Origin of the sequence: Allobosea sp. BK604 (genome assembly GCF_004341515.1) — a bacterium.
Taxonomy (GTDB): Bacteria; Pseudomonadota; Alphaproteobacteria; order Rhizobiales; family Beijerinckiaceae; genus Allobosea.
This window is the reverse complement of sequence record NZ_SLZF01000014.1, coordinates 1-24,067: the sequence shown is the minus strand read 5'-3', so window position 1 is coordinate 24,067 and position 24,067 is coordinate 1. Positions and strand designations below refer to the sequence as shown.

The window sequence follows — 24,067 nt, the reverse complement described above, 5'->3', positions numbered from 1 at the left end:
CCGGTGACAGGCGGCCAGCCCGCATCGTTCAACCGGCCCGGATCGGGCCGCCGACGGAAGTGAAACGACGAGACCAATGTCCGCTGCCCTAGACAGGTTCGATCCCCGCTCAGACGGCGTCGCGCTGACCTCCACCGGCGAGGCGGGCGATTTCTTCGAGCTGCTCAAGCCGCGGGTGATGTTCCTCGTCGTCGTCACCGCGCTGACCGGCATGGCGACGGCGCCGGGCTCGGTGCATCCGGTGATCGGGCTCGCCTCGCTGCTGGCGATCGCGGTCGGCGCCGGTGCGTCGGGCTGCCTCAACATGTGGTACGACGCCGATATCGACGCGGTGATGACGCGGACCGCGAAGCGGCCGATCCCGTCCGGGCGGATCCTGCCCTCCGAGGCGCTCGCCTTCGGCCTGACGCTGTCGATCGGCTCCGTGCTCGTACTCGGCCTCGTCGCCAACCTGCCCGCAGCGGCGATGCTGGCCTTCACCATCTTCTTCTATGCCGTCGTCTACTCGATGTGGCTGAAGCGCTGGACCCCGCAGAACATCGTCATCGGCGGCGCGGCCGGCGCCTTCCCGCCGATCATCGGCGAGGCGGTCGTCACCGGCGAGTTCGGCCTGCGCTCGCTCGTGCTCTGCGCCATCATCTTCCTGTGGACGCCGCCGCATTTCTGGGCGCTGGCCCTGGTCAAGTCGGCCGACTATGCCCGCGCCGGCATTCCGATGATGCCGAATGTCGCCGGCCCCGCCGCGACGCGCCGCCAGATCGTCCTCTATTCGCTGATCATGGCCCCGGTCGCCGTGCTGCCCGCGCTGATGGGCTTCGGCGGCCTGATCTATCTTGTCGTCTCGGTAGTGACCGGGCTGGCGATGATCGGGCTTTCGCTGCGCGTCCTGCGCGTCACCGAAGGCGAGGCCGCGACCAAGGCCTGCTATGCCCTGTTCGGCTTCTCGATCCTCTATCTCTTCCTGCTCTTTGCCGTGCTGCTGGCGGAGAATGCGTTCGGCCTGATGTGGGCGCTGCCGAAGGTGATCGGATGAGCGGCAAGGACCAGCGCCCGACACCCCCGGCCTTCTCGCCGGAGGACATGGCGCGGCGGCGCCGCCGCTCGGTCGCGCTCGCGCTCGTGCTCGGCGCGCTCGTGGTGTTCTTCTTCGTGGTGACGCTGGTGAAGACCGGCCCCGCCATCCTCAACAGGCCGCTGTGATGAGCGCGATTTCCAGCAAGGACCAGGCCGTCAGGGCCAAGCGCACGGCGCTGATCTGCGCTGGCGTCGCCATGGGCATGACCGGGCTCGCCTTCGCCGCGGTGCCACTCTACGACCTGTTCTGCAAGGCGACCGGCTTCGGCGGCACGCCGCTGGTCGGCACGGCCGCGACCGGCACGGTCCTCGACCGCAAGATGACGGTGAGCTTCGACGCCAATGTCGCGCCGAGCCTGGGCTGGCGCTTCGAGCCGGAGGCGCGGGACATCACCTTCCGCATCGGCCAGACGCAGACCGTCTTCTACAAGATCACCAACACGAGCAACCGGGCCTCGACCGGCATCGCGACCTTCAACGTCACGCCGACGCAGGCCGCGGCCTATTTCGTCAAGATCCAGTGCTTCTGCTTCACCGAGCACACGTTGCAGCCGGGCGAGAGCATGGAGGCGCCGGTGGTGTTCTATGTCGATCCCGAGATCGCCCAGAACCGCGATCTCAACGGCGTCAATTCACTGACATTGTCCTACACGTACTTTCCCTCCAAGAACGGCCAGCCGGTCGCGGAGAGCAAGGGTGACGCGGGCAATTCGAACTTATAAGAGCTGCACCAGCACCAAGCGCTGAGCAGCAGAGTCGGACGCGGAGACAGAGCAAGATGGCCGGGGCCCATACGAAGCACCACGACTACCACCTCGTCGATCCGAGCCCGTGGCCGATCATCGGCGCGACCAGCGCGACGATCATGGCGATCGGCGCGGTGATGTGGATGAAGGCGCTGCTGATCGGCGGCATGAAGCTCGGCCCCCTGGTGTTCTTCGCCGGCCTGCTCGGCGTGCTCTACACCATGCTGTCCTGGTGGATGGACGTGGTGCGCGAAGCCCAGAGCGAGGGCCACCATACCCGCGTCGTCCAGCTGCATCACCGCTACGGCATGCTGATGTTCATCGCCTCCGAGGTGATGTTCTTCGTCGCCTGGTTCTGGGCTTATTTCGACGCCAGCCTGTTCAGCTACGAGCCGATCAACTTCCTGCGCCATGACTTCACCGGCGGTGTCTGGCCGCCGAAGGGCATCCAGACCTTCGATCCCTGGCACCTGCCGCTGCTCAACACGCTGATCCTGCTGACCTCCGGCACGACAGTGACCTGGGCGCATTACGCGCTGATCCAGGGCGACCGCGCCGGCCTCAAGCAGGCGCTGTGGCTGACCGTGATCCTCGGCATCCTGTTCACACTGTGCCAGGCCTACGAGTACTCGCACGCGGCCTTCGCCTTCAGCGGCCATATCTATGGCGCGACCTTCTTCATGGCGACCGGCTTCCACGGCGCGCATGTCATCATCGGCACGATCTTCCTGGCGGTCTGCCTGTACCGGGTCTATCTCGGCCACTTCAAGCCGGACCAGCATCTCGGCTTCGAGTTCGCCGCCTGGTACTGGCACTTCGTCGACGTGGTCTGGCTGTTCCTGTTCGCTGCGATCTACGTCTGGGGCGCCGGCAGCGGCGTCGCCGCCGGTCACTAAGCCGGCCGCCGCAGCATTGCCTTCGAAAGGCGGCCGAAAGGCCGCCTTTCACGTTTGAGGAGACCCAGCATGTCCGATTGGCACGGGATTTCGCCCTCCCCCTATTCGACCGGGCTCGCCGGCCGCTGCCCGCGCTGCGGCGAGGGCCAGCTCTTCGACGGCTTCCTGAAAGTCCGCCCGCGCTGCTCGGCCTGCGGGCTCGACTTCAAATTCGCCGATTCGGCCGATGGGCCGGCAGTGTTCATCATGCTGATCGCAGGCTTCGTCGTCCTTGGCCTCGCGCTCTATGTCGAGATCGCCTACGAGCCCCCGATCTGGCTGCATCTGGTGATGTGGCTGCCGCTGGCGGTGATCGTCTGCCTCGCGCTGCTGCGCCCCATGAAAGGGCTCGCGGTTGCGCTGCAATATGCCAACAAGGCCGAAGAAGGCAGGCTGAAGAAGTGAGCGCGACGACAACGAGCCCGGCGCGGCCGCACCTGCTGCTGCCGGCCATCCTGACCATTGCGGGAACATTGGTGCTGTGCACGCTCGGCATCTGGCAGCTCGAGCGCATGGGCGAGAAACACGCCTTCATCGGGCGGCTGACCTCGCAGGCGACGGGCGAGCCGGCGCCGATGCCGGCCTCGTCGAGCTGGGCCACGCTGGACCCCGCCAGGCTCGACCTCACCCGCGTCAGCGCCAATGGCAGCTTCGTGGACGGCCCCTTCGCCGGAGTGCGCACGACGATCGCGGCCGGCCCGCCCGGCTCGCGCCAGCTTTCCGGCTTCGGCCGCTGGATCTTCCAGGGCTTCAAATTGGAAGATGGCGGCACGATCCTGGTCAATCGTGGCTTCGTGCCCGAGGCCCGGCTCGGCGAGATCAAGCCCGCATCCGGCCCGGCCAGGATCACCGGCTTCCTGCGCGCGCCCGAATCGCGCGGCAGCTTCACGCCGGACGACATTCCGGCAAATCGCGAGTTCTACACGCGCGATCCCGCCGCAATAGCCGCCGCGCTCAACCTGCCGCCGGCGCCCTTCTACCTGGAGGCCGAGCGCCAGGGCGACGGCATGACGCCGCCGGCCGGCGTCGACGTGAAGGAGCTGATCGAGCGTATTCCGGATAATCACCTGCAATATGCATTGACCTGGTTCGGGCTGGCGCTGACCCTGATCGGCGTGTTCACCGCCTTCGCCTGGCAGGGGCGGCGCAAGGTGACGGCGGCTGACGCGCCGTAAAATTTTGCCGAAAGCCGCCGCCGGGCCTATAGCAACAGACATCATCACCGAGAGCGACGCCGTGCTGCATGTGTCCACCCGGGGAGAAGCGTCTCCCCTCGCCTTCTCCGATGCGCTTCTGGCCGGGCTTGCCCGCGATGGCGGGCTCTATGTGCCGAAAGCCTGGCCGCGGATCGACGAGCAGGAGATCGCGGGCTTCGCCGGGCGCAGCTATGCCGAGGTCGCCGAGCGCATCATCGGCGCGCTGGCCGATGACGATGTCGAAGGCAAGGCGCTCGGAGAGATGATCCGCGAGGCCTATGCCGGTTTCCGGCACCCGGCCGTGTGCCCGCTGACGCAGATCGGTGACAATCTCTTCGTGCTCGAGCTCTTCCACGGCCCGACGCTCGCCTTCAAGGACGTGGCGATGCAGCTGCTCGGGCGGCTGATGGACCATGTGCTGGCGCTGCGCGGCGAGCGCGCCACGATTGTCGGCGCGACCTCCGGTGATACCGGCGGCGCCGCGATCGACGCCTTCAAGGGGCTCGAGCGCGTCGACATGTTCATCCTCTACCCGCAAGGCCGCGTCTCCGACGTGCAGCGCCGGCAGATGACGACGGTCGATGCGCCGAATGTCCACGCGATCGCGATCGAGGGCACGTTCGACGATTGCCAGAACCTGGTGAAGGCGATGTTCAACCATCATGCCTTCCGCGACGAGCTCGGCCTCTCAGGCGTGAACTCGATCAACTGGGCCCGCATCGCGGCGCAGGTGGTCTACTACTTCACCGCTGCGGTCTCGCTCGGCGCGCCGGCGCGCAAGATCTCCTTCGCGGTGCCGACCGGCAATTTCGGCGATGTGCTCGCCGGCTGGGTCGCCAAGCGGATGGGGCTGCCGATCGAGCGGCTGATGATCGGCACCAACAGCAACGATATCCTGACCCGCACGCTGCAGAGCGGCGCCTATGAGATGCGCGGCGTCGAGGCGACCACCTCCCCCTCGATGGATATCCAGATCTCCTCGAATTTCGAACGGCTGCTGTTCGAGGTGCATGAGCGCGACGGCGCCGCCGTCCGCCGGCTGATGCAATCGCTGCAGCAATCCGGGCATTTCGAGATCGCGCCCGAGCCGCTGGCGCGCATCCGCGCCGAATTCGACGCGACCGCGGTATCCGAGGCCGAGACCGCCGCCGAGATCGGCCAGAGCTGGCGCGAGGCCGGCTATCTGCTCGATCCGCACAGCGCGATCGGCGTCGTCGCGGCGCGGCGGGGATTGAAGCTCGATCCGGCGACGCCGGTCGTGGTGCTCGGCACCGCGCATCCCGCCAAGTTCCCGGCGGCCGTCGAGGCGGCGAGCGGCGTCGTGCCGACACTGCCGGCCCATTTGGCCGACCTGATGGAGCGCGAGGAGCGCGTGACCGTGCTGCCGAACGACCAGGGCCAGATCGAAGCCTTCATCCGCCAGAATGCCCGCGCCGTCCGGGGGGCAGCGGCATGACCGCCAAGGGGCCAGCCGAGGCGGCGGATGTCGCTGCCCAGGCCTCGCGGCCCTTGGGCGCGCATGATCCCGATGTCGGCCTGACGGTGCTGCCATCCGGCCTGCGCATCGTCTCGCAGCACATGGACCATGCGGCGACGGTCTCGCTCGGCATCTGGATCGGCGCCGGCGCGCGCGACGAGCTGCCGCATGAGCACGGGCTCGCCCATCTGCTCGAGCATATGGCCTTCAAGGGCACGGCGCGGCGCAGCGCCCGCCAGATCGCCGAGGAGATCGAGAGCGCCGGTGGCGATCTCAATGCCGCGACCAGCGTCGAATATACCTGCTACACCGCGCGTGTGCTCGGCCAGGACCTGCCGCTGGCGGTCGACATTCTCTCCGATATCCTCACCGCTCCGTCGCTGACCGACGAGGAACTCGCCCGCGAGAAGGGCGTGATCCTGCAGGAGATCGGCGCCGTGCAGGATACGCCGGACGACCTGGTCTATGACCGCTTCCTGCAGGCCGCCTTCCCCGACCAGCCGCTCGGCCGGCCGATCCTGGGCACGGCGAAGACGGTGAAGAGCTTCACGCCGGCGGCGATCCGCGCCTATCTCGCCCGCAACTACCATGCGGGGAACATGGTGCTGGCGGCCTCGGGCGCGGTCGATCACGACCAGCTCGTCGCTCTGGCGCAGGAGCGGCTCGCCAGCCTGCCCGCCATCCCGCAATCGGTGCCCGAGCGCGAGAGCGGGCATTATCGCGGCGGCGAGGCACGGATCGAGGGCGACGAGGAGCAGGTGCATCTCGTGCTCGGCTTCCCCGGCCTGCCCTTCCGCGACGGCGCGCATTACCCGCTGCAGATCTTCTCCTCGGTGCTCGGCGGCGGCCTGTCGTCGCGGCTGTTCCAGGAGGTGCGCGAGCAACGTGGCCTCGCCTATTCGATCGACGCCTTCCACTGGCCTTTCTCCGATTGCGGCGTCTTCGGCATCAGCGCCGGCACCGCGCCGGAGGATGTCGGCGAACTGGTCGAGGTCGCGCTCGATTGCCTGCGCCAGGCCGCCGCCGACGTGACCGAGGCGGAAGTGGCCCGTGCGCGCGCCCAGATGAAGGTCGGGCTCCTGGCCTCGCTCGAAAGCCCCGGCGGCAAGCTGGAGCAAATGGCGCGGCAGGTGCTGGTCTTCGGCCGTGCCATCCCACGCGAGGAACTGGCGCAACGGCTCGATGCGGTGACGCTCGAAGACGTCCGCGCCGCCGGGCGCTCGCTGCTCGGCCAGGAACCGACCATCGCCGCGGTCGGGCCGCTCGACGGCCTGCCGCCGGCCGAATGGCTGCGGCAGACGGTGCGGCTGGAGGCTTGACCGGAATGGCGCTGTTCCGCTTCTCGACCGATCCTCCAACACGCCCGCTGATCCGCACGCCGAACCTGATCCTGCGTGCGCCGCAGGCAACCGACTATGCTGCCTGGGCCGTGCTGCGGATGGAGAGCCGCGAGTTCCTCACCCCGTGGGAGCCGGTCTGGAACGAGGACGACCTGACGCGCGCCTCGTTCCGCCTCAGGGTCAAGCGCGCCGCCCGCGAGATCGCCACCGACGAAGCCTATTCGCTCTTCATTCTCGATGCGCAGTCGGACGCGCTGCTCGGCGGGCTGACGCTCGGGCTGGTCAGGCGCGGCGTCGCCCAGGCCTGCACGCTCGGTTATTGGATGGGCCAGCGCCATGCCGGCAAGGGCCATATGACGGAAGCCGTGCGCGGCGCCCTGCGCTTCGCCTTTTCCGATCTCGCCCTTCACCGGGTCGAGGCCGCCTGCCTGCCGAACAACGATCCGTCGCGGCGATTGCTCGAACGGGTCGGCTTCCGGCGCGAGGGCGAGGCGCGGGCCTATTTGCGCATCAACGGCCATTGGGCCGACCACCTGCTCTACGGCATCCTCTCGAGCGACCGGCTGTCCAGTGAAGGCGATGCTGGCGCGCGATGATCCACAGCGCCCCACCCCTGCCTTGCCCTCGCCATGAGCGGTCGGTACGACTGATGGTTCACAGCTGTATTGTTGCGTTCCATCCTATCTTCGAGCTGCGCTTGTCCCTCTTCGACCGACTTCTCCGGGCTGGCCTCGCCGTCATCTGCCTTGCGCTTCTGCTCCCGCTGAGCTTCGCCTCCCCGGCGGGCGCGGTCGAGGCCGTGCGCGTGCCGGTCGATGCGCCGGTCATCGACCTGACCCATGTGGTCGAGCGCAACAAATCGGATGGCGACGTCATCCAGATCTCGACCGCGCCCGGCGCGGACGGAATCGTGCGCCGCATCGCGGTCAGGGCACGCGAATCGGGTGCACGGCCGGACTGGATCGTGTTCGCGCTGACCAATGATTCGGACGAGCAGATCGACCGGCTGCTGGTTGCGCCCTTTCACAGGCTGATCGGCTCCGGCGTGGTCTGGCCGGATCTCGGCGACACCCGCATCGAGGCGATCACGGCCAGCCAGGGCCTCAGGCCCGAGCGCGAGGAATCCCCCGATGCCGATGTCTTCCTGATCACGCTCGATCCCGGCACGACCGTCACCTTCGTCGCCGAGCTGAAATCGCCGAACCTGCCGCAGCTCTACCTGTTCGAGCAGGAGGCCTATCGCCAGAAGACCAACGGGCTGACGCTCTACAAGGGCATCATCATCGGCATTGCCGGCCTGCTGGCGCTGTTCCTGACTATCATCTTCGTGGTCAAGGGCGCGGTGATCTTCCCGGCCGCGGCCGCCCTGGCCTGGGCCGTGCTCGCCTATGCCGGGCTCGATTTCGGCTTCTTCCAGCGCATCTTCCCGCTGACGCCGGCCATCGAGCGCATCTATCGCGCCGGCGCCGAGGTGGTGCTGGCGGCGACGCTGCTCGTCTTCCTCTTCGCCTATCTCAACCTGTCGCGCTGGCATGTGCGCTACAGCCACGTCACCATCGTCTGGATCCTCGGGCTGATCGGGCTTGTCGGCCTTGCCGTGTTCGACGCGCCGATGGCGTCCGGCATCGCGCGCATCTCGATCGCGGCGGTCGCCGCCGTCGGCTTCGTGCTGATCCTGCATCTCGCCACCCATGGCTATGAGCGGGCGGTGATGCTGATCCCGACCTGGTTCCTGCTGGCGATCTGGGTGACCGCGGCCGGCTTCACCGTGACCGGCCAGTTCTCGCGGGACCTCGTCGCGCCGGCGCTGGTCGGCGGGCTCGTGCTGATCGTGCTGCTGATCGGCTTCACCGTGATCCAGCACGCCTTTGCCGGCGGCGCCCTGGCGCAGGGACTGGTCTCCGACACCGAGCGGCGGGCGCTGGCCCTTTCCGGTTCCGGCGATCTCGTCTTCGACTGGGATGTCTCGGCCGACAAGATCTTCGTCTCGCCGCAGACCGAAGTGCTGCTCGGCCTGCCGCGCGGTGCGCTCGAAGGCTCGGCCGCACGCTGGCTCGAATACATGCATGTCGGCGATCGCGACCGCTACAAGGTCACGCTCGACGCCGTGCTGGAGCAGCGCCGCGGCAAGCTGCAGCTCGATTTCCGCCTGCGCGCCTCGAACGGCACCTATCACTGGTTCAACCTCAAGGCCCGGCCGGTGATCGGCTCAAACGGCGAGGTCATCCGCGTGATCGGCACGCTCGCCGACGTCACCGAGCAGCGCACGGCGCAGGAGCGGCTGCTGCACGATGCGGTGCATGACAACCTGACCGGCCTGCCCAACCGCAAGCTGTTCCAGGATCGTCTCGGCGCCGTCTTCGGCTTCGTGCGCGCCGATGACAGCATCCGCCCGACCGTGATCGTGATCGATATCGACCGCTTCAAGCAGGTCAACGAATCCGTCGGCTTCTCGGCCGGCGATTCGATCCTGCTGACGCTGGCGCGCCGGCTCGGCCGGCTGCTGCGGGCGCAGGACACGCTCGCCCGCATCGGCGGCGACACGTTTGCGATGATCCTGGTCTCCGAGCGTGACCCCGAGCGCATCCTGGCGCTGGCCGAGCTTGTGCGCCGCGCCGTCTCGACGCCGGTGACCTTTGCCGAGCGCGAGATTTTCCTCACGCCCTCGATCGGCCTTGCCCTGTTCGACGCCACGCCGGCGGCGCGCAAGGACGACGCGCTGAAGAATGCCGAGCTCGCCATGGCCCATGCCAAGCGCCAGGGTGGCAACAAGATCGAGGTCTTCGTGCCGGCGATGCGGACCGACCGCAATGACCGGCTCGCGCTGGAAAGCGACCTGCGCCGGGCGATCGAGCGCGGCGAGATCCAGGTGATGTACCAGCCGATCGTCCGGCTGGAGGACCGCACCATCGCCGGGTTCGAGGCGCTGGTGCGCTGGGACCACCCGCGCGAGGGCCGGCTGCTGCCGCAGGATTTCCTCGCCATTGCCGAGGAAACCGGGCTGATCGTCGATCTCGGCGTCTACGTGATGGACCGCACGGCACGCGAGCTCGCCGCCTGGCAGGCCGCGCTCGAGGTCGACCCGCCGATTTTCGCCAGCGTCAACGTCTCCAGCCGCCAGCTCCTGCGGCACGACCTGCTGCACGACGTGAAGACTGTGCTGGCGCGCCGGCGCGTCCTGCCCGGCACGCTCAAGCTCGAGATCACCGAAAGCCTGGTGATGGAGAACCCGGAATATGCGGCGCAGATGCTCAGCCGCATCCGCGAGCTCGGCGCCGGGCTCTCGCTCGACGATTTCGGCACGGGCTATTCCTCGCTGTCCTACCTGCAGCGCTTCCCGTTCGACACGATCAAGGTCGACCAGAGCTTCGTCAGGCAGATGGGCAACGGCAAGCCGCCGGTGATCCTGCGCTCGATCGTCCAGCTCGCGGCGGACCTGCGCATGGATGTCGTCGCCGAGGGCGCAGAGAGCGAGTCGGATGCGATCGAGCTCTACCAGCTCGGCTGCCAATACGCGCAGGGCTACATTTTCGGCCAGCCGATGACAGCAGCGGAAGCGCGTCGGCTCGTCGGCGCGAGCAGCTCATCGTCGGAAGCGGCGTAGCTCCTTCTCCCCTCGGGGAGAAGCGCTCAGGCGTGCCCCGCCTCGCTCGACAGGAACGCCGGATCGATGCCGATCTTGTGCAGGGCGCGGCTGTATTTCGTGTCGATGCCGTCGTCGAAGAGCAGGTCGTGATCGGCCGCGCAATGCAGCCAGCCATTTGACTGGATTTCGGATTCGAGCTGTCCTGCCGCCCAGCCGGCATAGCCGAGCGCCAGCACTGCATTCTCCGGCCCGGAGCCGATCGCGATGGCGCGGAGAATGTCGAGCGTCGCGGTCAGGCAAATACCGTTGTCGATCGGCAGCGTCGCCGATTCCAGGAAGAAATCGGCGGAGTGCAGCACGAAGCCGCGCTTGGTCTCGACCGGCCCGCCGCGCAGCACCCGCATCTTCTCGGCCTGGCTCGGCAGGCGAATCAGCCCTTCGGATGGGATCACGTCGAGCTGGACGAGCAGGTCCGGGAACTTGGTGTCGGGCGCCGGCTTGTTGACGATGATGCCCATCGCGCCATCCTCGGAATGGGCGCAGACATAGACGACGCTGCGGTTGAAGCGCGAGTCAGCCATGCCCGGCATCGCGATCAGGCATTGCCCGTCGAGATAGCTGCGACCGCTGACACGTTGGCTCGAACCGATCCTCATGCACGCATGCTAATTCATAAACGCCCCGGCTGGAAACCAGGGAAAATGGGTGATGAGCCGAGATCGCGATTGCGCCCCATTCATGCGGCATATCGGCTTTCCACCGCCATGCTTCACATAATCGTTCGCCGATTTGTGAGAGTGTGCTTCGCCTTTGGAACGCCGACCGCGTAGAACTATCCTGTGAAACCGCTCTTGCTCCTGCTCGCCCTCGCCGCTCCGGCGCTGAGCGCTCCTGTCTTGGCGCAGGATGCGGCGGTCTCGCCCTGGTCGAAGAGCTCGCATTCCTCGCTGCGGCTGATCGCCGGGGCGACGGCGCCGTCCGGCAAGCAGCGCGTCGGCGTCCAGATCACGATGTCGCCGGGCTACAAGACCTATTGGCGCAGCCCCGGCGATGCCGGCGTGCCGCCCGTCTTCGACTGGAGCGGCTCTGAGAATGTCGGCGGGCTCGACGTGCGCTGGCCGGCGCCGGAACGCTTCGAGGACGGCAACGGCTATTCGATCGGCTATGTCGGCGAGGTCGTCGTGCCGGTCTCGGTGCAGCCGGTCGATCCGCAGAAGCCTGTGACTCTCGTCCTCGCGCTCGAATATGCCGTCTGCGAGAAGATCTGCATCCCCGCCAAGGGCGAGGCCAGGCTTTGGCTCGAACCCGGCGTCACCTCCGTCTCCTCGCCGCTGCTCGAGAGCTACGAGGCGCGCGTGCCGGCCTCGGTGAAGCTGGGCCAGAAACGCGACAAACTCGCCATCCTCGAGGTGAAGCCGGAGGAGGAGAAGGGCGAGGCGGGCTTGCGCATTCTGCTTCGGACCCCGCCGGAAGGCACGATCGAGGACGTCTTCGTCGAGGGGCCGGGCATGTGGTCCTTCGGCAAGCCCGGCATGACCCCGCAGCCCGATGGCAGCATCTCGGCCTTCGTCAAGATCAACGACCGGCCGAAAGGTGCCTCCGGCCCCACTCCCTTCATCGTGACCGTGCGCGGCAAGCCGGCTGCCGTCGAGACGCGGCTGGAACTCGACATCCCCGTCAGCAAGCCGTAATCGATGGGGCGGGCGGCCGGAACGCCGCAAGCCTCACGGAGAACAGGCAATGACGATCAAGGTGGGTGACAAGCTTCCCCAGGCGACCTTCCGGGTGATGACCCCCGACGGGCCGGCCGCGAGGACGACCGAAGACCTGTTCGCGGGCAAGAAGGTCGTGCTGTTCGCAGTGCCCGGCGCGTTCACGCCGACCTGCCACAAGAACCATTTGCCCGGCTATCTGAACAATGCGGCCGAGATCAAGGCCAAGGGCGTCGATGCGATCATGGTCACAGGCGTCAACGACGTCTTCGTCATGGACGCCTGGTCGAAGGCGACGGGCGGGGCCGGCGTGATCGAGTTCCTCTCGGACGGCAATGCCGATTTCGCCAAGGAGATCGGGCTTTCGCTCGACGGTTCGGGCTTCGGCCTCGGCACGCGCTCGCAGCGCTATTCGATGCTCGTCGAGGACGGCACCGTCAGCGCACTCAATGTCGAGGACGCTCCGGGCAAGGCCGACGTCTCCGGCGCCGAGGCGATGCTGAAGCAGCTCTGAGCAGGCTGCACCGAAATTGGAAAGCCCGCCGGCCCCAGGGGCCGGCGGGCTCTTTTTTATGGACAACCGCAAGTCTGGAAGTCGAAAGCGGTCAGGAGTTTCCCGCTGCCTCAAGCCGGCAGCACGACCACCTTCGTCTTGACCGGCGTGCGGTTATACAGGTGGATCATGTCCTGGCTGAGCAGGCCGACGCAGCCGCTGGTGATGCCGGAGCCGATCGACTCAGGGTCGCTCGACGCATAGATCGTATAGAGCGTGTAGGCGCCATTCTGGTAGAGATGGAGCGTGCGCGCGCCGAGCGGGTTGTCGAGGCCGCCCGGCATGCCGCGAGCGTATTTGGCCGCCTCGGGCTGGCGCTTGATCATCTCCTTGGGCGGTGTCCAGGTCGCCCATTCGGACTTGCGCCCGACATAGGCGTCACCGTTCCAGCGGAAGCCGTCGCGGCCGACATTGGCGCCGTAGCGGGTGGCGTTTCCGTCTTCCTCGATGCGATAGACGTAGTAATTGCCGGGATCGACGATGATCGTGCCCGGCGCTTCCTTGGTCTCGTAGCGCACCGTACGACGGAAATATTTCGGATCGACCTTGGTGACATCGACCCCCGGAATCGGGAATTTCTCCTCGGGCACCGGCCCGTAGACTTTCTCCGCCTCGGCAAGGCTCATGCCGTCGGGCGTCACGCATCCGCCCAGTCCGAGCACGCCGAGACTGGCGGCCGAGCCGACCAGAAACGACCGGCGATTGAAACGCCCCGACCGAAATCCAGGCGAAGCGACCTCGTCCGCCGCGCCAGCACCGGCAATGCCACCGTTCATGATCATGGTTCTAGACTTCCTGTGTCCTACTGCCCAACGAGAGAATACTCCGGCATTCTCGCGCTGAGCGTCTTCCTGAGCTTAGATTGCCGTCACGCGGCCCGGCTGGCAAGCTCTGACCTTCGCTGCGCGGCACTTGCCATGCGCCAGTGGCGATCACGCCGCACTCATCGGGATGCTGGTCTTTGGCACCCCGTGGATGCTGGTGAGACCGGACCGCAGTCGACCCGCTGTGCGATGCGTGGCGCCCGGCCAGGCACGGGCCTCCTCGCGTCAAGCCCGCTGCACGCCCCCCATCTCGCCGCGGCCGAGCCTCCCGCTGCATCGACACTCCCCTGCACAACTTTCCTGATCGATCCGATCGTCCCTTGTCATGAGACAGCCCGCCCGGAGCCGGCTAGCCTCGCAACGCTTTGGGGAGGCTGCCATGTCCGAGATCACCATCCGTCCGCTCGTCGCGAGCGACCGTGCCGCCTGGGCGCCGCTCTGGCAGGGCTACCTGACCTTCTACAAATCGACCCTGCCGCAAGAGATCTACGACCTCACCTTCGCGCGCCTGACCGGCGGGACGGAGCCGATGGGCGGCTTCATCGCCGAGCAGGACGGAAAGGCGGTCGGCATCGTCCATTGGGTCGCGCATCGCACCTGCTGGAGCGCCAAGGATATCTGCTATTTGCAGGATCTCTTCGTCTCGCCCGATATCCGCGGCGGCGGGGCCGGCCGCAAGCTGATCGAGGCCGTCCGGCAAATGGCGCAGGAGAAAGGCTATTATCGCGTCTACTGGCAGACGCACGAGACCAACCTGCAGGCCCAGGAACTCTACGACAAGGTGGCGGAAAAGTCCGGCTTCATCGTCTACCGACAGGCGCTGCCGCAATAGCGGCCGCGAAAGGCACTGCGCCCACCTTTTCTCGCGGCGGCTGCGCCTCGATGCCTGCAGCGCCGTGGGGGTGTCATCATGATGACACGCGGCGCGCGCTAGGCACTCGCCAGCTGAGAGTTGTATTCAGAATACGGATAAGTTCTAGACAAAGCCCGAAATCTTTCAAAGAACGTTCCGGAACGCCTCTTTTTCCGAGGCGCTGCTTCCCGATACCGTACTTTGGTTGACCCGCGCTGCCGAACCGTCGTATGCGATCACGACTGGCCACGCTGGATATTGTTGCCAATGACACCAGTCCGCTTTTCCACGCGTGACCATGCGCCTCGCCATCAATTCGATGCCTGGATCGGTTGGTTCGACAGCGTATTCGACGTCGCAATCGACGAACCCGCCGGCGGTTTCGAAGCGGAAAGCACGACCTGGTCCCTGGACGGTTTCGGCCTCAGCATCGTCGATGCTCCGTCCCTGCGGGCCCTGCGCAGCAAGACGCTGGTGCGCCGCAACCCGGTCGACCATTGGGTAATCACGCTGGGCCAGCACCGGACGACCGGGCAAGGCGGCGACGTCACCCTCGATATTCCGGCCCGCGTGCCTTTCGTCGTGTCGCTGGGCCGCGAGATGATCAGCGACCGGGCCCGCGATACCAGGCTGCAGCTCTATCTGCCGCGTGACACGTTCAGCGAACTCGCACCGGCGCTCGACGCGATGCAGGGGCAGGCGCTCGATACCGCGCTCGGCAAATTGCTCGGCGAGTATATCGCCCTGCTCCAGCGCAATCTGACCGAGCTCGCGCCGGAAGATTTGCCGCGCCTGACCAATGCGATGCGCTCGATGGTGTTCGCCTGCGTCGCGCCATCGGCGGACCATGCCGCACGCGCCGCCAGCCTGATCGACCTGAGCCGTCGCGAGAAGGTGCGGCGGGCCGTGGAGCGGCACCTCCATGCGACGTCGCTCGGCCCGGACACGCTCTGCCGCGAGGTCGGCATGTCGCGCACCCAGCTCTATCGTCTATTGAACGACGACGGCGGCGTCGCGCGCTATATCCAGCGCCGGCGGCTGCTCCAGGCCTATGCGGATCTCTCCAACCCGGCGAATTCTCGCTCCATCACCGAGATCGCCGACGCGCTGTGCTTCCCGGATGCGTCCAGCTTCAGCCGCGCCTTCAAGCATGAGTTCGGCATGACGCCGCGCGATGTGCGCGCGGCCTGGGTCACCGGGCAGCAGCTCACTCCTCCGAACGGGCGCGACGACGTCGCTCCGTATGCGACCCTCAGGGAATGCCTGCGCGACTTCTGAGGCGGCGGCCGGTCCTGAACCCGACGAAGCTCACTCGATCAATTTCTCGGTCTGCCTATCGAATACGCGCAAGCTGCCGGTCTCTGCTCCGAACGCAACGGCGTCGCCGGGCTTGAAGGCGGCGGTCGAGGGGGCACGGGCGACGATGTGGCCGAGAGGCAGGTCCAGCATCACGAATGTCTCCGATCCATGCGGCTCGGCGACCCGGACCTTGCCTTCGATCCGGATCGGGAAATCGTTGCGCCCATCCGCAAGCAAGGTCAGTTCCTGCGGCCTCAGCCCCAGCACGATCGGCCGGCCTGCGCCGATCCCCTGCGGCAGGCCGGCGATGCCGGACAGGTCGACCGCGCCGGCATTGGCTCCCATGTTCAGCCGCCCGCTTTCGCTCGTCGCGTCCAGCATGTTCATCTCTGGCGTGCCGATGAAGCGCGCCGTGAAGATGTCCGCGGGCCGGTTGTAGAGATCCATCGGCGCGCCGACCTGGAGGATGCGGCCTTCGCGCATGACCACGATCCGGTCGGCGAGCGACATCGCCTCGACCTGATCATGCGTGACGAAGACGATCGTGCTGCCGAGCCGCTGATGCAGCTGCTTGATCTCGAGCCGCATCTGCCCCCGCAACTGCGCATCGAGATTGGAGAGGGGCTCGTCGAACAGGAAGGCGACGGGGTCGCGCACCATGGCCCGGCCGATCGCTACCCGTTGCCTCTGGCCGCCCGAGAGCGCGGCCGGGCGGCGCTCGAGATAGGGCTCCAGGCTCAAGGTGCGCGCGGTCTCGAGAATGCGCGCCTGCTTCTCCGCCTTGGACAGCTTGGAGGTGTAGAGCCCGAAGCCGATATTCTGCGCCACAGTGAGATGCGGGTAGATCGCGTAGTTCTGGAAGACCATCGCGATATTGCGATGCTTGGGCTCGTGGTCGTTGACCACCTGCCCGCCGATGCGCAGCGTCCCGCCCGAAATCGCCTCCAGCCCCGCGATCATGCGTAGCGTCGTCGATTTCCCGCAGCCGGAGGGACCGACGAGGACGACGAACTCGCCATCCCCGATCGTCAGGTCGATGCCATGGACGGTGGTGATGTTGCCGTAGCGCTTGACGATCTGTTCGAGCTCGATCCTGGCCATCATCCACCCTTCGCGATGTCCTGGATGCGGCGCTCCAGTTCGTCAGCCGCCACGGCCTGCCGGTCGGCGATCCCGGCGGCGCGCGCCTCGAATCCGGCCAAGGCCGTGCGATAGCTGGCGAGCGCAGCGTCGAGCGCGGCCGGCGCCGGGCCGCCGAGGCGGTCGCGGATCGCGACGAAATGCTCCGGCGAGACCATCCGGGCGAATTCGGCGGCGCCGGCCTTTGGCGCGCGCCCGACATGGCGCTCGAAGGCCGCGGTGAAGGCCGCGTAGCCATCCGTCGGCAGGTCGCCCGCCATGGCGACGACCGCGCGGGCGACATCGGCGGCGATCTCGTGGCCCAGCCGGAACGAGAGCTGCTCGCTGCGCACCAGCCAATCGGCAAGCTCGGTGATGGTGGCGCAGGAGCGGCTGAGATTGACCGCGACCTTCTCCGGATCGATGCGGCCGGCGCGGATCGTGGCGGTCAGCAGGTCGAGGACACGATGGGCGACGTCGAAGGCCTGATAGCCCATCTCGTGGGTCTCGGCCTCGCTGTCGGTCATGTCGGTGAAGGGCGTGTTGTGCATCACGTCGACCACGGCGCGGGAGCGTCCTACGACCTGGCCCGACAGATGGCGCAGATGCTCGAACGGCACCGGATTGCGCTTCTGCGGCATGATCGAGGAGATCTGCACGAAGCCGTTCGGCAGGTAGAGCTGGCCGACCTCGAAGCTCGACCAGAACTGGAAATCCTGAACCGGCCGGCCGAGATGCAGGAAGAGCAGCGAGAGCGCGCTGTAGACCGAGCTCAGATAATCCGTCGCCGCAATGCAGGAATAGGAATTCTGCAGCGGCGCCGCGAAGCCGAGGAGCTCGGCGACGCGTTCCCGGCTGATCGGGAAGCCCGAGGTGGTGATCGCCGCCGCGCCCATCGGGCAGAGGTCGACGATCCCGCGCGCGGCCTCGATCCGTTCCATATCGCGGATCAAGACCTCGATCATCGCCGCGAGATAGTGCCCATGGGTCGTCGGTTGGGCCGGCTGGCCATGGGTATAGGCGACGATCAGCACGTCGCGGTCACGCGTGGCGACCTCGATCAGCGCCGCCAGCAGCTGCCGGCAGGCGGCCAGCAGGCCGTCGATGCGCGGCATCAGGCCGAGCTTGAGGAAGGTATGGTCGATGTCGTTGCGCGAGCGGGCAGTGTGGAGCCGCCCGCCGGTATCGGCGCCGGTGCGGGCCTTGAGCTCGCCCTCCATGTGGAAGAAATAATCCTCGACATCCCCGCCATAGGCGAGCCCGGCGGGATCGATCTCGCGCTCCATCGCCAGGAGCGCGCCGGCGATGGCCGCTCCCTGGGCCGCGTCGAGGATGCCGGTCTCGACCAGCATGACGAGATGGGCGCGGTCGATCCGGCGCAGCGCATCGGCATGGTGATGGCGGGCGCCGTCGAAGAGCGGCCGCAGGACGGTTTCGCGATAGACCGGATCGGGGAAATGCGATCGGTCGTTGGCCTGCAGAAAACCCATGATCTAGCCTTTGACTCCCGCGAGCATGACGCCGCGTACGATGTAGCGCTGGAAGAACAGGAAGATCGCCAGCGTCGGGATGGTGGCGAGCGCCGCCCCCGTCATGATCAGCTCCCACTGGATCGATTGCTCGACCGCGAAGCTGGAGAGGCCGACGGGCAGCGTGTAGAGCGACTGGTCGGTGGTGACGATCAGCGGCCAGAAGAAGGCCGTCCAGTTGCCGAGAAAGGTGAAGATCGCGAGCGCCGAAAGCGCCGGCGTGACCAGCGGCAGCGCCACCTTCCACCAGATCGCGAATTCGTTGAGGCCATCGACCCGGGCCGCCTCGAGGAAGTCGTTCGGCACGGTCTCGAAGAACTGCTTCATCAGGAAGACGCCGAAGGCGGTGATCATGCCGGGGAACATGATGCCCCAGTAGGTATCGATCCAGCCGAGCTTGCTCGCCATCAGGTACCAGGGGATGACCAGCATCTCGGTTGGGATCATCAGCGTCGACAGGATCGCCAGGAAGACCAGGCGACGGCCGGGGAAGTTGAACTTCGCGAGCGTGTAGGCGACGAGGCTGTCGAAGAACAGGCAGGACAGGGTGACGATCGTCGCGATCAGCGTCGAATTGAGGAACCAGCGGGCGAAGCGCCCGTCGGACAGGACCTTGACGTAGTTGGCAAGCGTCGGCTGCTCGGGGATCAGGCGCAGATCGTAGACATGGCCTGCCGATTTCAGCGAGGTCGAGAACATGAAGAGCAGCGGCGTCATCATGACGATGCCGCCGAGGAAGAGGATCGTCCAGGCGATGATCCGGCCGGGCCGGACGGCGCCATAGGCTGGCGGGAGCTTGGCTGCGTCGCTCATCTCAGCGGCTCCTCAGGATCCAGAGCTGGGCCATCGAGATCGAGAACAGGATGGTGAAGAGCACGACGGTCTGAGCCGCGGCATAGCCCATCTGGTAGGAGGAGAAGGCCGTCTGGTAGATCATCAGGACCAGCGGCTTGGTCGAATTCAGCGGACCGCCGGGATCGTTGCTGGTCATGTTGTAGACCTGGTCGAAGATCCTGAGGAAGCCGATCGACGAGAACACGACGAGGAAGACCGTGGTCGGCTTCAGCAGCGGAATGGTGATGCGGGTCAGGATCGCGCCTTCGCCGAGCCCGTCGATCCGCGCCGCCTCGTAATAGCTCGTGGGGATGGCCCGCAGGCCCGCCATGAAGATAATGATCTGGAAGCCGAGATGCGCCCAGATCGCGGTCAGCATGATCGCCGGCAGCGCCTGGTCGATCGAGCGCAGGAAGGGCTGCGCCGGCACGCCGGCGAAGCCGAGGATGCTGTTGATCACGCCGATCGGCGGCGGCTGGTAGAACCAGCGCCAGACCCAGGCCATCGCGGCGGCGGTGGTGAGATAGGGCAGGAAGTAGAGCGCGCGGATCAAGCCGTGCAGGAAGGTCACGCGGTCGAGATAATAGGCGATCGCGAAGGACAGCATGATCGCGATCGGCGTGCCGAAGACCAGATAGGCGAAGGTGTTGCGGAAGACCTGCCAGAACACCGGGTCGGCGAAGAGCTTGCGGTAATTGTCGAGGCCGATGAAGCGCGCCTCATTGAGCAGGTCCCAGTCGGTCACCGACAGGTAGAAGGCCTCCAGCGTCGGATAGAAGCGCACGATCGCGAAGAAGAGCACCGGCAGGGCGAGGAACGCCCAGGCCCAGACGATCTGCTTCGTCGAGATCGACAGCCGTCCCCAGACGCCGCCGGAGCCTGCGCTCCGCGGCGATAGCGTCGTCGCGGTCATGCCGGCCTCTTACTTCGGCTTGAACTTGTCGAGGATCGCCTGCTCGCGCGTGGCCGCGGTGCTCAGCGCATCCTTGATCGGCAGGTCCTTCAGCAGCACGCCGTTGATCATGTCGATCGAGACCTGGCGCTGGGCGGATTCGTCGACCATCGGGGGCGTCGAGGAATAGTCGAGCGCGCGGATGAAGGGCCCGTAGATCGGATCCTTGATATTGGCCTCGGTCAGCGCCACGGCGCGACGGGCCGGCAACTCGCCGACCTTCTCCAGCCAGACATTCATCGCCTTCTCCGAGGAGATGAAGGCCAGGAACTTCTCGGCCGCGGCCAGCTTCTCGCCCGTCGCGGAGGCGCCGATGGCATTGGCAAAATAGCTGCCGAAATTGGCCTTCTTGCCGTCAAAGGTCGGCAGCTCGGCGACGCCCCATTTGAAACTCTGGATCGTCTTGTAGGAGGCGACGCGGAAGGTGCCGTCGACGACCATGCCGGCGAGGCCGGCGCGGAAGGCCGCCTGGCCCTCGTCCATGAAACCTTCCTGGCCGACGCGATGGACCTTCTGCAGGCCCGTATAGAATTCGAGCGCCTTGGCTCCGGCCTCGGTGTTGTAGGCGACGTTGCGGCCATCGGGAGAATAGGATTCGCCGCCATAATTGCGCACGAGGATCTCGCGCCACCAGTTATGGTCCTGCCTGGCGATGTCGAGCGCCATCCCGACCTGCTGGAAGTTGCCGGCGCCGTCGCGCCTGACGATCGCCTTGGCGGCCGCCACGAGCTCGTCCAGGGTCTGCGGCGGCTTCTCCGGATCGAGCCCGGCCTTCTGGAACAGATCCTTGTTGTAGAACAGCGCCATGGCGCGCACGGCGGTCGGCAGGCCGTAATATTGCCCGTCACGCTTCATCGCCGAGACGATGGGGAAGAAGTCCTTCTCGATCTCGGCATCCTTGAACGTCGCCTTCGGCAGCGGCTGAACCAGCTTTCCCGCAATGAACGTGTCGAGCCAGCCATAGAAGAGCTGCATCACCTCCGGGCCGCGCCCGGCCGCCTTGGCCGCGATCAGCCGCGTCTGGTAGTCGGCATAGGGGAAGGTGACCTGCTTGACGGTGATGCCGGGATTCGCGGCCTCGAACTGCTTGATCAGCTCGGTCATCGCCTGGACGCGCGTGTCGAAGACATATTGCCAGTACTGGATCTCGACCGCCTGCGCGCGGCCTGCGCCAGCGGCGAAGGCGCCAATGGCCATGGCGGTGGCCAGGAACGACCGGCGGGCGATTCTCGCGAAACTCATCAGGGCATCCTCCCGGGACATCACTGTTTGCCAGTGTATTATGCAAGCGCTTGCATGGTACGGTGGCGTTACGGTTTGTCAACCGGGCCAAATATGCGCTAAGCCGAGGATGCGCCGCGGGTGATCGAGGTTCCGGCGCGCGAAGAAAGCAAGCGCTTGCACAAGAACGCCGCGGACCTGAAGACGCTCGCCCTCGAGCTCGGCCTGTCGCAGTCGACGGTGAGCCGTGCGCTGCGGGCTCATCCCGGCATTCCCGCGACGACGCGCCAGCGCGTCGTCGCAGCGGCCGAGGCGGCGGGCTATCGGCCGAACGCGCGGGCGCGCAGCCTCGCGATCGGCAGGGCCGAGACGATCGCCCTCTCCTTCCCGCTCGAGCGGCTGCAACTGCCCGAGACCAATTTCGTGGACGTGCTCGCCGGCATCTCGACCGCCGTGACCCGGCGCAACTACAGCCTGCTGCTATCGCCGTTCCAGGGGGACGAGGCCGCGGTCTTGCGCAAGCTCGCCTCGTCGAAATCCGTCGACGGCGTCATCATCACCCGGCCTCTCGTCGAGGATCCGCGCATCGGCTTGCTGAACCAGCTTCGCCTGCCCTTCGTGGTGCATGGGCGCAGCGAGGTGAAGGAGGCCTATTCCTTCGTCGACACCGACAACGACAACGCGTTCGAGCGCCTGACGGGCCTGCTCCTCGACTATGGGCATCGCCATATCGTCGCCATCAACGGGCTCGCGCAATTCCGCTACGTTGCGGCTCGCGCCGCAAGCTTCCGACGCGCCTTCGCCGCGCGCGGGCTGACCCCGCTGCCCGACGCGATCGAATTCGTCTCGATGACCGAGGCCACCGGCTACGAGACCGCCCTGCGCCGCCTCGACGATCCGCAGCGCCCGACCGCCTTCATCTGCGGCTCGGTCTTCCAGGCCCGCGGCGTTTATCGCGCGCTGGGCGAGCGCGGGCTCAAAGTCGGTGTCGATATGTCGGTTGTCTGCCACGATGACGGCGTGCGCGGCTGCAGCGCGGCCGATTTCGTGCCGCCGCTGACGGCGACCGCAACCTCGATCCGAAGCGCCGGCGAGCAGCTCGCCCTGATCCTGATCGATCTCATCGAGCAGAATGCTCCCGAGCCCGTTCACGAGATCCTGCCCTTCGAGCTCGTGCTGCGCGACTCCGTCGCCCTGGCGCAGCCGCAGCGGTAGCGGCTGGCGGAGAGCAACGTTCCAGCCGGATGTCATGACGCCCTACGAGTATATCTCCTGCCGAAGTTGCTGCTTTGCTAGCTGCACGGTTGCGTGACTGCTCGACCTGACGAGCTCTTCTTCTGGATGAGCCGAGTTCTTCGCCGGCTGCCGCGCATCGCCGTCTCGCAGAACCAGGTGCGAATGCTTCGCTTCCCATAATGCACACGGCGCTAACCCCAAATCGTACGCCAGGAGCACGCCGCATCGGGTAGTCTCTTCATGTGCACGAGCGAGGGGCGCATGCTGAGACTGGACCAGGTCGAGGACGGCGTTTGCGGCGCGGGCCCCCTCCCGCGCCTCGACGTCGAAGTCGCCAGCGCGGCGCAGTTCCTGAGCATCGAGAACGAGTGGCGTGATCTCGTGAACCGTGCCCTGGTGCCGAACGCCTTCATGGAGCCGGCCGTCGTGGCGGCCGCCGAAAGTGCCGGGACGGTCACGAGGACGCTCCTCGTCTGGCAACATTACGGGGCGAAACAAAGCCGGATCCTGGTTGGCGCCTGGGCCTTGTCTGTCTGCCGCGCGGCGTCCTGGCTGCCGATCGCGATCCTGCGATCGCCGCTGAATCGTCACACGCATCTCGGCACGCCGGTTCTCGACAGGCTCGTGGCCAAGGCTGCGCTCGGCGCGATGATCGAGGCCTTGCGCACCGATCGCTCATTGCCGGGGCTGTTGCACGCCAGCGATTTCGAGGTCGGCCTCGTTCGCGATCTCCTGCTCGAAGTGCTCTCCGCGGAAGGGAGCCGGTGGCGCATGATGGAGCGGCGTCGGAGGCCAAAGCTCGAATCCGAGATGGACGGCGGCACTTACCTGTCCAGGACCCTCTCGCGCGCACGGCGCAAGCGGCTGGGCAGGGCAAGGCGTCAACTCGAAGCCCTGGGCGAACTCAGCCACAGCATCCTGAGCGAACCGGCGGCAATTCGCGCGGGATTCGAAACCTTTCTGGCGCTTGAAGCCGCCGGATGGAAGGCAAACTGGATTGCGCGCGGGCACGCCCTTCTGCTGCGCAACTCATGCGCGGCTTTCGCGCGACGGATGATCTCGGGGCTCGCCAAGGAAGGGCTCGTGACACTTCATTGCCTGTCCCTGAACGGCAGGCCCATCGTCATCGATGTGCTGATCAGCTCTGGAGGCGAGGCCTATTCGTGGAAGACGGCTTATGATGAATCGCTGCGCCGTTACGCACCCGGGCTCCTGCTGCTCGACGCCTATACGCGGCATCTGCTGGATTGCCGGTCGGTCAAGCGGGTCGACTCGTGCAATCGCCGCGACAGGGGCGTCATGAGCGAGTTCTGGGCCGAACGGCGCGAGGTCGAGGATCTAGTGATCGGCACGCCCCGCAGCGCCTGGGCTTTCGCCCTCGTGTCGGCCGTGTTCTGGTGCCGCTATCAGGGCAAGACCATCGTCAGGACCTGCCGGGATTGGCTTGTCAGGAGCAATTGGTGCTTCGTCGCGCTTGCCGCGGCGGTCTAGAGCGTTTCCCGGTTTGATTGAATCGAGAGGGATTCCCCTGGGTTTTGGATTGTGATTCAAGATGCTGGCTGGGCGGAGGCCAGCATCGCA

General features: G+C 66.5%; 23 protein-coding genes. 16 read left to right on the top strand and 7 right to left on the bottom strand.

The genetic code is table 11. The annotated features are described in order from the left end of the window. Positions 1-76: 76 nt before the first annotated feature. The 10 genes from EV560_RS32140 (at position 77) to EV560_RS32100 (ending at position 10,372) form a co-directional block, all read left to right on the top strand. Positions 77-1,033, top strand: a complete 957-nt coding sequence (locus EV560_RS32140; protein ID WP_131859946.1) for a heme o synthase — start codon at positions 77-79, stop codon at positions 1,031-1,033. Then, on the top strand, positions 1,030-1,200 hold the full coding sequence (locus tag EV560_RS35945) for a hypothetical protein (RefSeq protein ID WP_165923743.1): 171 nt from the start codon (positions 1,030-1,032) through the stop codon (positions 1,198-1,200). The genes EV560_RS32140 and EV560_RS35945 overlap by 4 nt, the downstream gene beginning before the upstream one ends. Continuing rightward, positions 1,200-1,796 carry a cytochrome c oxidase assembly protein gene (locus tag EV560_RS32135; RefSeq protein ID WP_131859945.1) on the top strand — a complete coding sequence of 199 codons (597 nt, stop codon included), beginning with the start codon at positions 1,200-1,202 and terminating at the stop codon, positions 1,794-1,796. Before EV560_RS35945 ends, EV560_RS32135 begins: the two co-directional genes overlap by 1 nt. Before the next feature lie 56 nt (positions 1,797-1,852). After that, on the top strand, positions 1,853-2,716 hold the full coding sequence (locus tag EV560_RS32130; protein WP_131859944.1) for a cytochrome c oxidase subunit 3: 864 nt from the start codon (positions 1,853-1,855) through the stop codon (positions 2,714-2,716). Positions 2,717-2,785: 69 nt separating this feature from the next. Then, the gene (locus tag EV560_RS32125) at positions 2,786-3,160 is read left to right on the top strand and encodes a DUF983 domain-containing protein (RefSeq protein WP_131859943.1); all 375 of its coding nucleotides are present in this window, start codon (positions 2,786-2,788) and stop codon (positions 3,158-3,160) included. Then, the gene (locus EV560_RS32120) at positions 3,157-3,930 is read left to right on the top strand and encodes an SURF1 family protein (RefSeq protein WP_131859942.1); all 774 of its coding nucleotides are present in this window, start codon (positions 3,157-3,159) and stop codon (positions 3,928-3,930) included. The genes EV560_RS32125 and EV560_RS32120 overlap by 4 nt, the downstream gene beginning before the upstream one ends. Positions 3,931-3,991: 61 nt before the next feature. After that, the gene (gene thrC / locus EV560_RS32115; RefSeq protein WP_131859941.1) at positions 3,992-5,407 is read left to right on the top strand and encodes a threonine synthase; all 1,416 of its coding nucleotides are present in this window, start codon (positions 3,992-3,994) and stop codon (positions 5,405-5,407) included. 122 nt (positions 5,408-5,529) lie between these two features. Then, positions 5,530-6,747 carry a M16 family metallopeptidase gene (locus tag EV560_RS32110; RefSeq protein WP_248312328.1) on the top strand — a complete coding sequence of 406 codons (1,218 nt, stop codon included), beginning with the start codon at positions 5,530-5,532 and terminating at the stop codon, positions 6,745-6,747. Between the two features lie 5 nt (positions 6,748-6,752). Then, positions 6,753-7,364, top strand: a complete 612-nt coding sequence (locus EV560_RS32105; protein WP_131859939.1) for a GNAT family N-acetyltransferase — start codon at positions 6,753-6,755, stop codon at positions 7,362-7,364. A gap of 53 nt (positions 7,365-7,417) precedes the next feature. Next, positions 7,418-10,372 carry an EAL domain-containing protein gene (locus EV560_RS32100; RefSeq protein ID WP_131859938.1) on the top strand — a complete coding sequence of 985 codons (2,955 nt, stop codon included), beginning with the start codon at positions 7,418-7,420 and terminating at the stop codon, positions 10,370-10,372. Positions 10,373-10,398: 26 nt separating this feature from the next. On the opposite strand, the gene EV560_RS32095 is transcribed toward EV560_RS32100, so the two are convergent. Beyond that, positions 10,399-11,010 (bottom strand): YqgE/AlgH family protein, encoded by a 612-nt coding sequence (locus EV560_RS32095; protein WP_131859937.1) that lies wholly within the window; start codon positions 11,008-11,010, stop codon positions 10,399-10,401. A gap of 183 nt (positions 11,011-11,193) precedes the next feature. Here EV560_RS32095 and EV560_RS32090 point away from each other — a divergent pair, with 183 nt between their 5' ends. Together EV560_RS32090 and EV560_RS32085 are read left to right on the top strand one after the other, a co-directional pair. Beyond that, positions 11,194-12,045: a protein-disulfide reductase DsbD domain-containing protein gene (locus tag EV560_RS32090; protein WP_131859936.1), complete on the top strand. Its 852-nt coding sequence runs from the start codon at positions 11,194-11,196 to the stop codon at positions 12,043-12,045. A 49-nt stretch (positions 12,046-12,094) separates the two neighbouring features. Continuing rightward, entirely contained in the window at positions 12,095-12,580 is a 486-nt protein-coding gene (locus tag EV560_RS32085) for a peroxiredoxin (RefSeq protein WP_131859935.1), read from the top strand. A 110-nt stretch (positions 12,581-12,690) separates the two neighbouring features. Here EV560_RS32085 and EV560_RS32080 read toward each other — a convergent pair whose 3' ends face one another. Then, positions 12,691-13,401: a L,D-transpeptidase gene (locus tag EV560_RS32080; RefSeq protein WP_131859934.1), complete on the bottom strand. Its 711-nt coding sequence runs from the start codon at positions 13,399-13,401 to the stop codon at positions 12,691-12,693. A 421-nt stretch (positions 13,402-13,822) separates the two neighbouring features. On the opposite strand from EV560_RS32080, the gene EV560_RS32075 reads away from it, so the two are divergent. Beyond that, a complete protein-coding gene (locus EV560_RS32075) occupies positions 13,823-14,275 on the top strand; it encodes a GNAT family N-acetyltransferase (RefSeq protein WP_131859933.1) in 453 nt (150 codons plus the stop codon). 288 nt (positions 14,276-14,563) lie between these two features. After that, on the top strand, positions 14,564-15,574 hold the full coding sequence (locus EV560_RS32070; RefSeq protein WP_131859932.1) for a helix-turn-helix domain-containing protein: 1,011 nt from the start codon (positions 14,564-14,566) through the stop codon (positions 15,572-15,574). 30 nt (positions 15,575-15,604) lie between these two features. Here the strand turns inward: EV560_RS32070 and EV560_RS32065 are convergent, their stop codons facing one another. The 5 genes from EV560_RS32065 to EV560_RS32045 are packed head-to-tail and all read right to left on the bottom strand — an operon-like array spanning position 15,605 to position 21,271. After that, on the bottom strand, positions 15,605-16,696 hold the full coding sequence (locus tag EV560_RS32065; protein ID WP_131859931.1) for an ABC transporter ATP-binding protein: 1,092 nt from the start codon (positions 16,694-16,696) through the stop codon (positions 15,605-15,607). Next, entirely contained in the window at positions 16,696-18,204 is a 1,509-nt protein-coding gene (locus tag EV560_RS32060; protein ID WP_131859930.1) for an argininosuccinate lyase, read from the bottom strand. The genes EV560_RS32065 and EV560_RS32060 overlap by 1 nt, the downstream gene beginning before the upstream one ends. Before the next feature lie 3 nt (positions 18,205-18,207). After that, positions 18,208-19,056, bottom strand: coding sequence for a carbohydrate ABC transporter permease (locus tag EV560_RS32055; protein ID WP_131859929.1), 849 nt, complete (start codon positions 19,054-19,056; stop codon positions 18,208-18,210). A gap of 1 nt (position 19,057) precedes the next feature. Beyond that, positions 19,058-19,990, bottom strand: coding sequence for a carbohydrate ABC transporter permease (locus EV560_RS32050; RefSeq protein WP_131859928.1), 933 nt, complete (start codon positions 19,988-19,990; stop codon positions 19,058-19,060). Between the two features lie 9 nt (positions 19,991-19,999). Further along, a complete protein-coding gene (locus EV560_RS32045) occupies positions 20,000-21,271 on the bottom strand; it encodes an extracellular solute-binding protein (protein WP_465247061.1) in 1,272 nt (423 codons plus the stop codon). Positions 21,272-21,391: 120 nt separating this feature from the next. Here EV560_RS32045 and EV560_RS32040 point away from each other — a divergent pair, with 120 nt between their 5' ends. Next, positions 21,392-22,465 (top strand): substrate-binding domain-containing protein, encoded by a 1,074-nt coding sequence (locus tag EV560_RS32040; protein WP_131859927.1) that lies wholly within the window; start codon positions 21,392-21,394, stop codon positions 22,463-22,465. A 282-nt stretch (positions 22,466-22,747) separates the two neighbouring features. Then, positions 22,748-23,977, top strand: a complete 1,230-nt coding sequence (locus EV560_RS32035) for a GNAT family N-acetyltransferase (protein ID WP_165923742.1) — start codon at positions 22,748-22,750, stop codon at positions 23,975-23,977. The last annotated feature ends 90 nt before the right edge of the window (positions 23,978-24,067 follow it).

Excerpts from the sequence above, each read along its gene's own strand:
- EV560_RS32140 (WP_131859946.1), top strand. The coding sequence starts at position 77 with ATGTCCGCTGCCCTAGACAGGTTCGATCCCCGCTCAGACGGCGTCGCG.
- EV560_RS35945 (WP_165923743.1), top strand. The coding sequence starts at position 1,030 with ATGAGCGGCAAGGACCAGCGCCCGACACCCCCGGCCTTCTCGCCGGAG.
- EV560_RS32135 (WP_131859945.1), top strand. The coding sequence starts at position 1,200 with ATGAGCGCGATTTCCAGCAAGGACCAGGCCGTCAGGGCCAAGCGCACG.
- EV560_RS32130 (WP_131859944.1), top strand. The coding sequence starts at position 1,853 with ATGGCCGGGGCCCATACGAAGCACCACGACTACCACCTCGTCGATCCG.
- EV560_RS32125 (WP_131859943.1), top strand. The coding sequence starts at position 2,786 with ATGTCCGATTGGCACGGGATTTCGCCCTCCCCCTATTCGACCGGGCTC.
- EV560_RS32110 (WP_248312328.1), top strand. The coding sequence starts at position 5,530 with ATGGACCATGCGGCGACGGTCTCGCTCGGCATCTGGATCGGCGCCGGC.
- EV560_RS32105 (WP_131859939.1), top strand. The coding sequence starts at position 6,753 with ATGGCGCTGTTCCGCTTCTCGACCGATCCTCCAACACGCCCGCTGATC.
- EV560_RS32100 (WP_131859938.1), top strand. The coding sequence starts at position 7,418 with ATGGTTCACAGCTGTATTGTTGCGTTCCATCCTATCTTCGAGCTGCGC.
- EV560_RS32095 (WP_131859937.1), bottom strand. The coding sequence starts at position 11,010 with ATGAGGATCGGTTCGAGCCAACGTGTCAGCGGTCGCAGCTATCTCGAC.
- EV560_RS32085 (WP_131859935.1), top strand. The coding sequence starts at position 12,095 with ATGACGATCAAGGTGGGTGACAAGCTTCCCCAGGCGACCTTCCGGGTG.
- EV560_RS32080 (WP_131859934.1), bottom strand. The coding sequence starts at position 13,401 with ATGATCATGAACGGTGGCATTGCCGGTGCTGGCGCGGCGGACGAGGTC.
- EV560_RS32075 (WP_131859933.1), top strand. The coding sequence starts at position 13,823 with ATGTCCGAGATCACCATCCGTCCGCTCGTCGCGAGCGACCGTGCCGCC.
- EV560_RS32070 (WP_131859932.1), top strand. The coding sequence starts at position 14,564 with ATGACACCAGTCCGCTTTTCCACGCGTGACCATGCGCCTCGCCATCAA.
- EV560_RS32065 (WP_131859931.1), bottom strand. The coding sequence starts at position 16,696 with ATGGCCAGGATCGAGCTCGAACAGATCGTCAAGCGCTACGGCAACATC.
- EV560_RS32060 (WP_131859930.1), bottom strand. The coding sequence starts at position 18,204 with ATGGGTTTTCTGCAGGCCAACGACCGATCGCATTTCCCCGATCCGGTC.
- EV560_RS32055 (WP_131859929.1), bottom strand. The coding sequence starts at position 19,056 with ATGAGCGACGCAGCCAAGCTCCCGCCAGCCTATGGCGCCGTCCGGCCC.
- EV560_RS32050 (WP_131859928.1), bottom strand. The coding sequence starts at position 19,990 with ATGACCGCGACGACGCTATCGCCGCGGAGCGCAGGCTCCGGCGGCGTC.
- EV560_RS32045 (WP_465247061.1), bottom strand. The coding sequence starts at position 21,271 with ATGAGTTTCGCGAGAATCGCCCGCCGGTCGTTCCTGGCCACCGCCATG.
- EV560_RS32035 (WP_165923742.1), top strand. The coding sequence starts at position 22,748 with ATGCTGAGACTGGACCAGGTCGAGGACGGCGTTTGCGGCGCGGGCCCC.